Origin of the sequence: Frateuria sp. GZRR33, assembly GCF_051900425.1 — a bacterium.
Classification (GTDB): Bacteria; Pseudomonadota; Gammaproteobacteria; order Xanthomonadales; family Rhodanobacteraceae; genus Frateuria_A.
In genome coordinates this window covers 188,642-200,845 of record NZ_JBHZGK010000006.1, presented here as the reverse complement: position 1 = coordinate 200,845, position 12,204 = coordinate 188,642, and the positions used below count along the sequence as shown (strand labels likewise).

General features: G+C 70.1%; 10 protein-coding genes. 6 read left to right on the top strand and 4 right to left on the bottom strand.

Going from position 1 to position 12,204, the window contains the following annotated elements; translation table 11 throughout:
- Positions 1–51 precede the first annotated feature (51 nt).
- Positions 52–1,305 (top strand): cysteine desulfurase, encoded by a 1,254-nt coding sequence (locus ACFWZU_RS09915; protein ID WP_439701345.1) that lies wholly within the window; start codon positions 52–54, stop codon positions 1,303–1,305.
- Positions 1,306–1,317: 12 nt separating this feature from the next.
- On the opposite strand, the gene ACFWZU_RS09910 is transcribed toward ACFWZU_RS09915, so the two are convergent.
- Positions 1,318–2,649 carry a PQQ-dependent sugar dehydrogenase gene (locus ACFWZU_RS09910; RefSeq protein WP_439701433.1) on the bottom strand — a complete coding sequence of 444 codons (1,332 nt, stop codon included), beginning with the start codon at positions 2,647–2,649 and terminating at the stop codon, positions 1,318–1,320.
- Between the two features lie 99 nt (positions 2,650–2,748).
- On the opposite strand from ACFWZU_RS09910, the gene ACFWZU_RS09905 reads away from it, so the two are divergent.
- The 4 genes from ACFWZU_RS09905 (at position 2,749) to ACFWZU_RS09890 (ending at position 7,221) form a co-directional block, all read left to right on the top strand.
- On the top strand, positions 2,749–3,297 hold the full coding sequence (locus ACFWZU_RS09905; RefSeq protein WP_439701344.1) for a GNAT family N-acetyltransferase: 549 nt from the start codon (positions 2,749–2,751) through the stop codon (positions 3,295–3,297).
- Positions 3,294–3,620: a non-heme iron oxygenase ferredoxin subunit gene (locus ACFWZU_RS09900; RefSeq protein ID WP_439701343.1), complete on the top strand. Its 327-nt coding sequence runs from the start codon at positions 3,294–3,296 to the stop codon at positions 3,618–3,620. The genes ACFWZU_RS09905 and ACFWZU_RS09900 overlap by 4 nt, the downstream gene beginning before the upstream one ends.
- Positions 3,621–4,084: 464 nt before the next feature.
- A complete protein-coding gene (locus ACFWZU_RS09895) occupies positions 4,085–6,313 on the top strand; it encodes a M1 family metallopeptidase (protein WP_439701342.1) in 2,229 nt (742 codons plus the stop codon).
- Positions 6,313–7,221 (top strand): hypothetical protein, encoded by a 909-nt coding sequence (locus ACFWZU_RS09890; protein ID WP_439701341.1) that lies wholly within the window; start codon positions 6,313–6,315, stop codon positions 7,219–7,221. The genes ACFWZU_RS09895 and ACFWZU_RS09890 overlap by 1 nt, the downstream gene beginning before the upstream one ends.
- A gap of 69 nt (positions 7,222–7,290) precedes the next feature.
- On the opposite strand, the gene ACFWZU_RS09885 is transcribed toward ACFWZU_RS09890, so the two are convergent.
- The 3 genes from ACFWZU_RS09885 to ACFWZU_RS09875 all read right to left on the bottom strand — a co-directional run bounded on the left by ACFWZU_RS09885 (position 7,291) and on the right by ACFWZU_RS09875 (position 10,708).
- Positions 7,291–8,724 carry a sensor histidine kinase gene (locus ACFWZU_RS09885; protein WP_439701340.1) on the bottom strand — a complete coding sequence of 478 codons (1,434 nt, stop codon included), beginning with the start codon at positions 8,722–8,724 and terminating at the stop codon, positions 7,291–7,293.
- A 179-nt stretch (positions 8,725–8,903) separates the two neighbouring features.
- Entirely contained in the window at positions 8,904–9,608 is a 705-nt protein-coding gene (gene murU, locus ACFWZU_RS09880; protein ID WP_439701339.1) for an N-acetylmuramate alpha-1-phosphate uridylyltransferase MurU, read from the bottom strand.
- Positions 9,605–10,708 (bottom strand): aminoglycoside phosphotransferase family protein, encoded by a 1,104-nt coding sequence (locus ACFWZU_RS09875; protein ID WP_439701338.1) that lies wholly within the window; start codon positions 10,706–10,708, stop codon positions 9,605–9,607. Before ACFWZU_RS09875 ends, murU begins: the two co-directional genes overlap by 4 nt.
- 217 nt (positions 10,709–10,925) lie before the next feature.
- Here ACFWZU_RS09875 and ACFWZU_RS09870 point away from each other — a divergent pair, with 217 nt between their 5' ends.
- Positions 10,926–12,203 (top strand): DUF763 domain-containing protein, encoded by a 1,278-nt coding sequence (locus ACFWZU_RS09870; RefSeq protein ID WP_439701337.1) that lies wholly within the window; start codon positions 10,926–10,928, stop codon positions 12,201–12,203.
- The last annotated feature ends 1 nt before the right edge of the window (position 12,204 follow it).

The following is a 12,204-nucleotide window of genomic DNA, read 5'->3' as shown; positions in this document are numbered from 1 at the left end:
CACCCGGCAGGCTAAAACCTCGTGATCCCTTCTTCACAAAGCGAGACACCGATGTCCGCCACCGCCGCCCACGCGCACCCGGCGCCTGCCCTCGACATCGAGCGCATCCGCGCCGACTTTCCGCTGCTCGCGCGCAGCGTGCACGGCAAGCCGCTGGTCTATCTGGACAACGCCAACACCAGCCAGAAGCCGGCGGCGGTGATCGAGGCGGTGGACGCGCACTACCGCCTGCACAACGCCAACGTCTCGCGCGCCGTGCATCAACTCGGCGAGGAAGCGACGCTGGCCTACGAAGGCGCACGAGACAAACTGGCCCGCTTCATCAACGCACCCTCGCGCAACGAGCTGGTGCTGACCTCCGGCACCACCCAGGCGATCAACCTGGTCGCCTACAGCTACGCGCTGCCGCAGCTCAAGCCCGGCGACGCCATCCTCACCACGCTGATGGAGCACCACGCCGACATCGTGCCGTGGCAGCTGGTGGCCGGGCGCAGCGGCGCCACGGTCAAGTTCGCGCCGATCGACGCACGCGGCGAGCTGGACGTGGAGCGCTACGTCGAGATGCTCACGCCCGAGGTGAAACTCGCCTGCCTGGCGCACGTGTCCAACGTGCTGGGCACCGTGAACCCGGTGCGCGAGATCGCCCGCGAGTGCGCGCGCCGCGGCATCCCGCTGCTGGTCGACGGCTCGCAGGCGGTACCGCATCGGCCGGTCGACGTCCAGGCGCTGGGCTGCGATTTCTACGCCTTCACCGGGCACAAGATGCTCGGTCCCACCGGCACCGGGGCGCTGTGGGCGAAGCGTGTGCACCTGGACGCGATGCCGCCGTTCTTCGGCGGTGGCGACATGATCCGGCAGGTGCGGGTGGACGGCACCACCTTCGCCGATCCGCCGCACAAGTTCGAGGCCGGCACGCCCAACATCGCCGGCTTCGTCGGCCTGGGTGCGGCGGTGGACTACTACCATTCGCTGGACCTGGAGGCGATCCACGCCTGGGAGCAGCAGTTGCTCGCTTACGCCACCGAACGCCTGCACGACGTGCCGGGGCTCAGGCTGTTCGGCGAGGCGGCGGAGAAGGAACCGGTGATCTCCTTCCTCATCGAAGGCACGCAGTCGACCGACCTGGCCACGCTGCTGGACCTGGAGGGCGTGGCCGTGCGCTCGGGGCATCACTGCGCACACCCGCTGATGCAGCACTACGGCGTGCCCGCCACGCTGCGCGCGTCGATGGCCTTCTACAACACGATGGACGAGATCGACGTATTCGTGGCCGCGCTGCAGAAGGTGCGCAAGCTGCTGATGTAAGGGCCGGGCGCCCTACGGTTTTGCGGGGGCCACGCGCCAGACCGTGTTGCCCACATCATCGGCGACCAGCAGGGCGCCATCCTTCGCCACCGCGACGCCGACGGGACGTCCCTGCGAGTGGCCGCTCTTGTCGACGAAGCCGGTCAGCACGTCCTGCGGTCGGCCTGCGGGATGGCCATCGACGAACGGCACGAAGATCACCCGATAGCCGCTCAGCGGCTTGCGGTTCCACGAGCCGTGCTGGCCGACGAACGCGCCGTTGCGGAATTGCGGCATGAGGTCCGCGTCGTAGAACGCCAGTCCGAGCGACGCGGTATGCGCGCCGAGCGCGTAATCGGGCACCACCGCACGCGCGACCCGTGCCGGGTCCTGCGGCTTCACGCGCGTGTCCACGTGCCCGCCGTAGTAGCTGTAAGGCCAGCCGTAGAAGGCGCCTTCGCGCACCGCGGTCATGTAGTCGGGCACCAGATCGCTGCCCAGCTCATCGCGTTCGTTGACCGCCACCCACAATGCGCCGCTCTGAGGCTGCCAGGCCATGCCGACCGGGTTGCGCAGGCCGGTGGCGTACACCCGCATCGCGCCGGTCGCCGGATCGATCGCCAGGATGCGCGCGCGGTCCCGTTCGACTGCCAGGCCGTTCTCGCCGACGTTGCTGTTGGAGCCGACGCTGACGTACAGCCGCTTGCCGTCGGGGCTGGCGACCACGTTCTTGGTCCAGTGGTGGTTGATCGGGCCGGCGGGCAAGTCTGCAACCCTGGTGCCTGCCGCGTCGATGCGCATGGCGCCTTCGCGGTAGGGGAAGCGCAGCAGCGCGTCGGTATCGGCCACGTACAACGTGTTGCCAACCAGCGCCATGCCGAACGGCGAGTGCAGATGATCGAGCAGCACGCTGCGGGTCTCGGCGACGCCGTCCCCATCGGTATCGCGCAGCAGGGTGATGCGATCGGCGCTGGGCACGCCGGCGCCGGCGCGCTGCTGCACCCGGCGCATGATCCAGCCCTTGAGTCCGTCGGCGTCCTCCGGGCGCGGCGGCGCGTTGGTCTCGGCGACCAGCACGTCGCCGTCGGGAAGTACATGGAGCCAGCGCGGGTGATCGAGATCGCGCGCGAACGCCTGCACTTCCAGTCCGGGCGCCGCCATGGGATGGCCGCCCGTGGGCCAGCCCCGGGCCGGGGCGATGTTCACCGTGGGAATGAGCGATGGGTTGGGTGGCGGCAGTGCGGGTTCCGGACCGACGCCCGCCGCCACCGGCAGGCGCGCGCGTACGCCGCAGGCGGTCAGCGCCAACAGGCAGGGAAGCAGCCACAGCGGGCGGCGGGTGAGCGGCACCGGAAACGCCTCCATGAGGAGGACCAGTGGACCGGTTGCGGCAGCAAGCTCGCGTGAACCGCCGGCCTTGTCCCAGGTCACCGCCTGCGGCATGCCCGTCGCTATCATTCACGTATGACTACGCCCCCTGCACCCGCTTTCCGCACGGCCACCGCGGCCGACATTCCCGCCATCGTCGGCTTGGTCGAATCGGCTTACCGGGGTGATTCGGGCCGCCGCGGCTGGACCACCGAATCGGACCTGCTCGACGGCCAGCGCACCGACGCGGCCGATGTGGCCGATGCCATGGCCCGCCCCGACAGCCGCATCCTGCTGCTGGAGCGCGACGGCCGACTGCTGGCCAGCTGTCACCTCGAACGCAAGGGCGAGGCGGCGTACTTCGGCATGTTCGCGGTCGACCCGGCGCTGCAGGCCGGTGGCCTGGGCAAGCAGCTGCTGGGCGAGGCCGAGCGCGTCGCCCGGGACGAATGGGGTTGTCGGCTGATGGAGATGACCGTGATCGTGCAGCGCGAGGAGTTGATTGCCTGGTACGAACGCCGCGGTTACCGCCGCACCGGCGACTACAAGCCGTTTCCCTATGGCCAGGAACGTTTTGGTATTCCACGCCGGGACGACCTGCGCTTCGAAGTGCTGACGAAGGCATTGGCCGGGGTCGCAGCATGAGCCTGGCGGCGCAAGGCTGGGTGCGGGTGTGCGCGCAGGGCGACCTGCTGCCTGGCGAGTTCACCGTGGTGTTCGACGGCGACACGCCGATCGCCGTCTACAACATCGACGGGCAGCTTTACGCGATCGAGGACGTCTGTACCCACGACGGCGGTGACCTTGCCGGCGGTGAGGTGTTCGGCTTCGAGGTCGAATGTCCCCGCCACGGCGCGCGCTTCGACGTGCGCACCGGTGCGGTCACCCGCCCGCCGGCCTATGAGCCGATCGCCAGCTTTCCGGTACGCCAGGACGAAGGCGCAGTCTGGACGCGCGACGACCGCTGAGCGCACGCGCGCCGCGGCCATGGGGTGGCCGCTCGGTTCTTGGACCCTCGCCCCCTCCGGGGAGAGGGCAGGGTGGGGGGGCGGGGCTCGCCCGACAGGTGATCGTGCGAGACACAGGAGCTGCTTCGTGACGGTAGTGGGCTCCTCCGCAAGCGCGCCCCCTCACCCCAACCCTCTCCCGGGAGGGGAGAGGGTTGGGGTGAGGGGGCGGCCAGAGTCCGGTACCGCTCCACTCTCGAACCTTCTCACCGCCAGGGAGAACCGGGTTCCCCGTCGTGGCCGGTTTTGTGCTCTTTCCTGACTTCCTCCTGGATCGGAAGAAGGCCCGGCGCCCATGACCTTTGGCCTATGTGCCCCTGTCAGCGGATGCCGCACGCTGCGCGCCTGCGGTGGCGCTTTCGGGGATGGCCGCCAGCGTCTTGGATCGCGGTGGGCGAAGGCCCGCCAGACAGGGGGATCGTCAGATGAAACCGACCGTAACCGGATGGCTGGGCGCGCTCGCGTTGTGCAGCGCCACCGCCATGCCGGCGCTCTTGCATGCCCAGGCCCAGCCCGCGGCGCCCGCACCGGCGACGAGCGTGGCCGCACCGGCGCCCGTACTCGCACCGATTCCCTTGGCGCCGGCCAACGCCTCGGCGCCGCACGTGCCCAGCGCGCCGGATGCCTGGGGTGGTCCGCGCACCGGCAACGAGCCGACGCTGTCCGACCGCGTGGTCGACTACCGCATCGATGCCGCGCTGGACGCGGCCAGGCACGCGGTGAGCGGCAAGGAACAGCTGACCTGGCGCAACCGCAGTGACCGCGAAGTCCGCAGCATCTACGTGCACCTATACCTCAATGCCTTCCAGAACGAGGGCAGCACCTTCTTCACCGAACGCGAGATCCTCACCGCGCACAGCGGCTCGCGCGGCGCGGCGAAACTGGAGAAGGGGCAGTGGGGCTGGATCGACCTCAAGCAGGTCACCCAGAACGGTGCCGCGCTCAAGTGGACGTTCGTCCATCCGGATGGCGGTCCGAAGACCGACCAGACCGTGGCACGCATCGACCTCGCCCAGCCGGTGCCCGCTGGCGGCACGCTGACGCTGGACATCGACTTCCTCAGCCAGTTGCCGCGCGTGGTCGAGCGCACCGGCTGGTGGGGCGACTTCAACCTGGTGGCGCAATGGTTCCCGAAGATCGGCGTGCTGGAGCTGCCGGGCGAGCGGGGCGCCACGCAGGTGCGCTGGAACGTGCACGAGTTCCACTTCAACAGCGAGTTCTACGCCGACTTCGGCCGCTTCGACGTCACCATGACCGTGCCCAGCGACTACACCGTGGGCGCGGTGGGCGAGCAGCAGGGCGCGCCGGTCACCGCCAACGGCAAGACCACCTACCACTACGTGCAGGGCGATGTGCACGACTTCGCCTGGGTGGCGGCCAAGGGCTACAAGGTGCTCGATGGCAGCTGGCAGGGCCCGGGCAGCCCGAAGGTCGCCGTGCGCGTGCTCTATCCGCCCGAGTACGCCGCCAGCGCGCAGCCGGTGCTCAAGGCGAGCACCGATTCGCTGACGTATTTCTCTGACACGCTCGGTGCCTATCCCTACCGTACGCTCACCGCGGTGGTGCCGCCGTACAACGCGGGCGAAGCCGGCGGCATGGAGTACCCGACCTTCTTCACTGCCGAAGGCTATGACGAGGTCACGCCCGGCACCGCCACCCAGTACGCGATCGACTTCGTGACCATCCACGAGTTCGGCCACGGTTATTTCTACGGCCTGCTCGCCTCGAACGAATTCGAGGAGCCGATGCTCGACGAGGGCCTCAATGAGTATTGGGACCAGCGCATGCTGCGCGCGCGGGGCCAGGACATCGACATCACCACCGAAGGTCTCAGGCGGCTGGGCTTCGCGCCCTCGATCAGCGGATTCGCGATGGAACGGGCGGCGGCGGGCCTCAAGCAGCCCTATGACCCACTCGGGGAAAACGCCTGGGACCGGCTCTCCAGCGGCAGCTACGGAACCGTCTACTCGCGCACCGCCACGGCGATGCACGACCTGGAAGAGCGGCTGGGCAAGGACGTCACCGAGCGCGCCTTCCGCGAGTACTACAAGCGCTGGCACTTCCGTCATCCCTCGGCCGCCGACCTGCGCGCGACGCTGATCGACGTGTCGGATGATGCGAAGAACGTCAACGAGGTGTTCGACCAGTACGTCTACGGTACCGCGCACATCGACGACCGCGTGGCCAACATCGACAGCGAGGAAGTGTTGCCCCCGGCCGGCAGTACGGTGGCCAACGGCAAGCACACTGACGGTGACAGCGCAGCGCAGGACAAGCGGATCGACAAGCAGCGCGAGGACTGGAAAAAGGCACACCCGAACGCCAAGCCGGGCACCGGGCCCTTCCCCTGGCACAGCACGGTGAGCGTGGTGCGCGAGGGCGCGCCGGTGCCGCAGACCCTGCGCGTCACTTTTGCCGACGGCAGCCACCAGGAGCTGCGCTGGAACGACGACCGGCGCTGGGCGCGCTTCGAGTTCACCGGCCCGGCCAAGGTGGTGTCGGCCGAGCTCGACCCGCAGCGCAAGATCTATCTCGACGCGGACAAGTTGAACGACAGTCGCACGGTCGAACCCGACGGCGCCGCCTCGCGCCGCTGGAGCGCCGATTTCGCTGCCCTCGTGCAGGCCTTCTACTCCCTGCTGGTGTCGCTGTGATGATGACCTCGACCCGACGTACCGATGTGGGCGCCGTGATGCTCGCGCCCGTGGCGGCCCTGCAGTGGCGCCTCCTGTTGTTGTGGCTGGTGCTGTTGCTGCTGCCCACGGCGCTGGCCGCCCTGCCGGTGTGGCGCACGCTGGCCGACCTGCTCGACCGCTCCGTGCATGCGGCCGACTGGGCCCAGCGCTTCGACGGGCTGGCGTTCGGCGACGTGGTGGACAAACTGGGCGACAGCGGGGCCGCACTGCACGGCTCGCTGCTGCTGGCGACCGTGTTCGCGCTGTTGCTCGGCCCGTTCCTGACCGGCATGACGGTGGCGACCGGACGCGCCGGCCGTGCACTGGGCTTCGGCCAGCTGCTGCAGTCCGGCGTGATCGAGTACGGCCGCATGTTCCGCCTGATGCTGTGGTCGCTGCTGCCCTACGCCATCGCCATCGGCCTGGGCGCGATGGCGATCGGTGCCGCGCACAAGTCGGGCGAGCACGCGATGTTGCAGAGCGCCGCCGACCGTTACACGAACACCGCGCTGTGGGTGCTCGCGGTACTGTTCGTGCTGGCCCATGCGACGGTGGAATCGGCCCGCGCCGCGTTCATCGTCGATCCCGGCCTGCGCTCGGCGACCCGTGCGTTGGGCCGCGGCTTCATGCAGCTGCTGCGCCGCCCGCTGGGTACGCTGCTCAGTTACCTGCTGATCGGCGCCATCGGCTCGGCGATCGCGCTGGCCTGCGGCGTGGGTCGCGTGCATACGCCGGCGGTGGGGCTGGGTGGCTTCCTGCTGGCATTGCTGTTCGCCGAACTGGCGGTGCTTGCCGTGGGCTGGATGCGCATCGCACGCCTGTTTGCGCTGGCCGCGGTCGGGCGCTCGCTGGCGCCGCGCCGCGGCGGGTTCACGCCGGCCCTGTAGGAACGCCGGTGGACCGGCGCGGCGGCGTGCGGAGCCGCGTTCCCTTGCCGCGTGGACGGATGCCCGTGCCTATTCGTCCACGTCCGGCAACGGCACAGCGATGTGGCAGGCCAGGCCGCTTTCGCGGTAATCGAGGCTGACCGCGCCGTTGCGCGCCGGGTTGAGGCTGCCCTCGATCAGGCGGGTGCCGAAGCCCTTGCGGGCCGGCGGGCGCACCGGCGGACCGTCATGCTCGATCCAGTCCAGGTGCAGGATGCGCCGGCCGTTGGCCTCGGCCAGGCGCCAGTGGATGCGCACGCCACCACCGCGATCGCCCAGGGCGCCATACTTGATCGCATTGGTGGCCAGCTCGTGCAGCGCGATGGCGAACGACAGCGCGTTCTGCGGCGACAGGCGCACCCGCGGCCCCGCGATGTCGAAGCGCTCGCTGGCGAGGAACCCATGCGAGCGGACCATCTGCTCGACCAGGTCGCCCAGCAGCGCGCTGTGCCAGTGTTCGCGGGTCAGCACGTCATGCGCTTGCGACAGCGAGATCAGGCGCGCGTTGAACACCTCGGCGGCGCTCTCCACCGAGGCGGCGCCGGTGAAGGATTGCACCGCGAGCGACTGCACGATCGCCAGCGTGTTCTTCACCCGGTGGTTGAGCTCGTTGATCATCGTGCGCTGTTGCTGCTCGGCGAGCTTGCGCTCCTGCACGTCGACCATCAGGCCGGGGAAAAACGTGGGCTTGCCGTCCTCGTCGTGCTCGCAGCGGCCGGAGGCCTCGACCCACAGGTAATCGCCGTCCGGCTGGCGGACGCGGTACTGGCAGCGGTAGGGCGTGCCGTGGCGGATGCTCTCGCCGAAGCGCACTTCCACTTCCGCTACATCCTGGGGGTGGATGCGCTCCATGAAGAATTCGATCGGCACGCCGGCGGCGGCCTGCTCCGGATCGATCGAGAAGGTGCGCGCGAAGCGGCGGTCGGCGGTCGCCCGGTTGGCGCGCACGTCCCACAGCCAGGTGCCGATGACCGCGCCGGCATCGAGCGCCCGTTCGACCTGTTCGCGGGCGCGGTGGTAGGCGCGCTCGGCGTTGATCCGCGCGGTGGTTTCCACCACGGTGGCGAGGAAGCCGCGGGGGACGCCTTCGGCATCGCGCAGCGGGATGTAGTCGAGGTCGAGCCAGACGTCCTCGGCGTGGCCGTTGCGGAACAGCACGAGTCGCTGGTCCTTGTACGACAGCGGCTGCCCGGCCAGCGTCACCTCCAGCACGTGCCGGTTGAAGTCGGCCACCTCCGGCCATGCTTCGAGCACGTTGGTGCCGAGCAGGTAGGGGTCGCGTCCGCCGGCGAAGTCGGCGTAGGCGTCGTTGTAGATCAGCTGTGCATCCGGTCCCCACGCCATCACCATGGGCAGGTTCGACGACAGCATCAGGTCGACCACCGTGCGCAGCGGCTGCGGCCAGCAATCCAGCGGGCCCAGCGCGGTGGCGCCCCAGTCGTATTCGCGAACCCGTCGGGCCATTGGCGAATCGGGGCGCATGCGTTCGTTCTCGTCCATGGAAGGTGTCGACCCGTTGCTTGAACTATAGAGCGGCCCCGATGCAGGCCGCGTCATCGCCGCGGCGACCCGGTCAGGCGCACGCCTGCCGGCAGTGCCGGGACTCTCGCGGTGTTGCCGTTGTACCGGGAAGTGACCGTCTGCTATCTGCGCAGTCGCCCGTCGAGTTCGGCAAGGCGCGCGGGCGTCCCGACGTCGGTCCAGGCGCCGCGGTGGTGCGTGCCATGCACGAGGCCGTCGGCCATCGCGCGGCGCAGCAGCGGCGCGAGCTTGAAGCGCGGCGGCGTGGCTTCCGCGCCGGGCGCATCGCCGATCGCCTGGCGCCAGTCCTGGAGCAGCGCCGGACGGTAGACACCGATGCCGCTGAAGGTCAGCCGGGACGGGGCTTCAGCATGCAGGACTTCCTGGGCGTCCAGGCCGAAGTCGCCGCCCGGGTGGTGGGCCGGGTTGTCGACCATCACCAGGTGCGCCAGGCCCTGCGGCTCGACCGGCAGCGAGGCGTAGTCGACGTCACTGTGGATGTCACCGTTGACCGCGATGAACGGCGAATCGCCCAGCAGGGACAGTGCGTTGAGCATGCCGCCGCCGGTTTCCAGCGGCGTCGGGCCTTCGTACGCATAGCGGATGCGCAGGCCCCAGCGGCTGCCGTCGCCGAGTGCCTCGGGAAACTGCCCGGCCAGGTGCGAGGTATTGATCACCACGTAGTGCACGCCGGCGGCGGCGAGTTTCTCCAGATGCCAGGCGACCAGGGGCTTGCCGCCCGCTTCGAGCAGCGGCTTGGGCGTGTGCTCGGTGAGCGGGCGCATGCGCTCGCCCAGGCCCGCGGCGAAGATCAGCGCGTGCCTCATGCGGCGGCCGGCGCGGTGATGTCGCGCCCACCCACGCGGCGCTCGACCAGCGCGGCGAAGTCGGCCAGCTCTGGATAGCGGCGTGCCACGGTGAGCACGTAGTCGAGCACGCGCGGAAGGTCGGCCAGATAGCCGCGCTTGCCGTCGCGGTACCAGAGCCGGCAGAAGATTCCGAGCACCTTGATGTGGCGCTGCAGGCCGATCAGATCGAACCAGCGCTGGAAGCGCGCCGGGTCGACCGACACATCGAGCAGGCCCGCCTGCTGTGCCCGCTGGCGGTACTGCTCGACCCATTGCGTCACGCGCGCCTCGTCCCAGGCGATGTAGCAGTCGCGCAGCAGCGAGGCCAGGTCGTACGCCAGCGGGCCGTGCAGCGCGCCCTGGAAATCGATGATACCGGGGCTGCGCAGGAACGGCCGGGCATCCGGATCGGTTCGTTCCGCGCGCGGGCCGGCCTCGAGGAAGGGCGTCAGGCAGAGCTTGCGGTGCGGGCCGACCGGCGTGTCCTCCGTCCGCATCAGGTTGCGGCTGTGGAAGTCGCGGTGCACGAACACGCGCGGCTGCTCGGCGGCGTTGTGCAACAGCACGGTGAAGGCCTGCTCGATCACGTCCCACTCCTCGCACTCGGGCGTGTAGCCCAGGTGGCGCTGCAGGAACCACTCGGGCATCAGTTCGAGTTCGCGCTGCAGGAAGGCGTGGTTGTAGGGCGGAAGGTCCGAGCCGTCGACATGGGTCTGGATGCGCAACAGGGCGTCCATCGCCTTGCCGTAGAGCGCATCGGCCGTGTGCTCGTCGAGGCCGGAGAGATAGTCCTCCCGGCCAAGGTCCTCGATGAGCAGGAAGCCCTGTGCCGGGTCCTGCGCCAGCACGACCGGAGCGCGCAGCCCGGCGTCGCGCAGGCGTGCCCCGATGGCGACCCACGGTGCGGGATCCTCCAGCGCGGGCGGGGAATCCATGACGATCCAGCCGTCCTCCTGCAGTGGCCGCCAGTAGCTGCGGAAGCTGGCATCGGACGAGGCCGGCGCCAGGGTCAGCGTGTCGTCGTGCAGCGTGGCGCGGGCCCAGGCCAGGCGGGCGGCGGCGCGGTCGGAGGTGGTCATGGGCAGGTCGGTCGCGGGCATCGCGCCAGCTTAGCGAGGGGGTGCGCACGCGGTCCATCCGGCTGCGCGGTACCGGCTGGCGGAGGTTCATCCGGTGAGACGCCCGTTTGCGATACTCGGTCCCGGGCCTGCACGGCCTTTTAGCAGGTGGGCGTCAGCCCACCGCCCACGCCGGGCCCAAGCCCGCCCTGCTCGACCGCTCTGGAGCCCCGCCCGCATGACCCGACGATCCGGAAGCGCCGACCTGCCGCTGCATGGCGGTCGCGTGCCGCGCTGGCTGGCGGACCGGATGACCCGGCTCGGCGCGCTGATGGCCGAGGCGATCGTGCGCGAGTACGGCCGCGACGAGTTCCTGCGCCGCCTGGCGCATCCGTTCTGGTTCCAGTCCTTCGGCGCGGTCATGGGCATGGACTGGCATTCCTCGGGGATCACCACCAGCGTGATCGGCGCGCTCAAGCGCGGCCTGGCGCCGTTGTCGGGCGAGCTGGGTATCCACGTCTGCGGCGGGCGCGGCAAGCATTCGCGGGCCACGCCCGGGGAGCTGGTGGCGATCGGCGAGCAGGTCGGCTTCGACGGCGCCGCGCTGGCGGGCGCGAGCCGGCTGGTGGCCAAGGTGGACAGCGCCGCGGTGCAGGACGGTTTCGACCTCTACCTGCATGGCTTCGTGGTGACCGACGATGGCCAGTGGGTGGTGGTGCAGCAGGGCATGAACGGCGAGCGCCGGCAGGCGCGGCGCTACCACTGGCTGTCGGAAAACCTGAAGAGCTTCGTCGACGATCCGCACGCGGCGGTCGACGGGCCGGGGCAGGGGCGCATCGTCAACCTGGCCGACCATCGCGCGCAGGCCTCGCGCCTGGCGCAGCTGGAACTGCTCGGCACGCTCGGGCCCGATGGGGTGGCGCGGGAGTTCAGCCGGATCGAAGGCAGGGCGCCGGCCGCGCCGCCGATCGATGCACCGCTGCAACTGGGCCTGCTGCCTCACCTGGTGATGCCCGACCACCACGACGTGCGCGGCGCGGACGTCGTCACGCGCCGCCTGCACGGCGCGCTGGCGGCCGCCGCGGAAAACGGCCCGCGCGACTTCACCGAGCTGCTGCAGGTGCCGGGGGTGGGCGCACGCACCGTGCGCGCGCTGGCCATGGTCGCCGAAGTGGTGCATGGCGCGCCGTGCCGCTTCAGCGATCCGGCGCGCTTCTCGCTCGCCCATGGCGGCAAGGACCGCCACCCCTTCCCGGTGCCTACGCGCGTCTACGACCACACCATCGGCGTGCTGAAGTCCGCGGTGGAGAACGCCAGGCTCGGACGTGAGGAACAACTGGCCGCGCTCAAGCGGCTCGACGAACAGGCGCGCCGGCTGGAGCGGCACGCCCGGGGGCCCTCGGTGGAGCAGTACATCGCCGAGGAGCGGCAGCGCTCGCACGAGTACGGCGGGCGCAGCGTGTTCGGCTGGGAGCCGCCCGCGGCGGAGCCGGCGGGGCAGAAGAAGGCGTCGTAAC

What these genes read in the sequence shown, in the direction of transcription:
- ACFWZU_RS09910 (WP_439701433.1), bottom strand. Translation starts at nt 2,649, where the DNA reads ATGGAGGCGTTTCCGGTGCCGCTCACCCGCCGCCCGCTGTGGCTGCTT.
- ACFWZU_RS09870 (WP_439701337.1), top strand. Translation starts at nt 10,926, where the DNA reads ATGACCCGACGATCCGGAAGCGCCGACCTGCCGCTGCATGGCGGTCGC.
- ACFWZU_RS09900 (WP_439701343.1), top strand. Translation starts at nt 3,294, where the DNA reads ATGAGCCTGGCGGCGCAAGGCTGGGTGCGGGTGTGCGCGCAGGGCGAC.
- ACFWZU_RS09895 (WP_439701342.1), top strand. Translation starts at nt 4,085, where the DNA reads ATGAAACCGACCGTAACCGGATGGCTGGGCGCGCTCGCGTTGTGCAGC.
- ACFWZU_RS09905 (WP_439701344.1), top strand. Translation starts at nt 2,749, where the DNA reads ATGACTACGCCCCCTGCACCCGCTTTCCGCACGGCCACCGCGGCCGAC.
- ACFWZU_RS09875 (WP_439701338.1), bottom strand. Translation starts at nt 10,708, where the DNA reads ATGACCACCTCCGACCGCGCCGCCGCCCGCCTGGCCTGGGCCCGCGCC.
- murU (WP_439701339.1), bottom strand. Translation starts at nt 9,608, where the DNA reads ATGAGGCACGCGCTGATCTTCGCCGCGGGCCTGGGCGAGCGCATGCGC.
- ACFWZU_RS09915 (WP_439701345.1), top strand. Translation starts at nt 52, where the DNA reads ATGTCCGCCACCGCCGCCCACGCGCACCCGGCGCCTGCCCTCGACATC.
- ACFWZU_RS09885 (WP_439701340.1), bottom strand. Translation starts at nt 8,724, where the DNA reads ATGGCCCGACGGGTTCGCGAATACGACTGGGGCGCCACCGCGCTGGGC.
- ACFWZU_RS09890 (WP_439701341.1), top strand. Translation starts at nt 6,313, where the DNA reads ATGATGACCTCGACCCGACGTACCGATGTGGGCGCCGTGATGCTCGCG.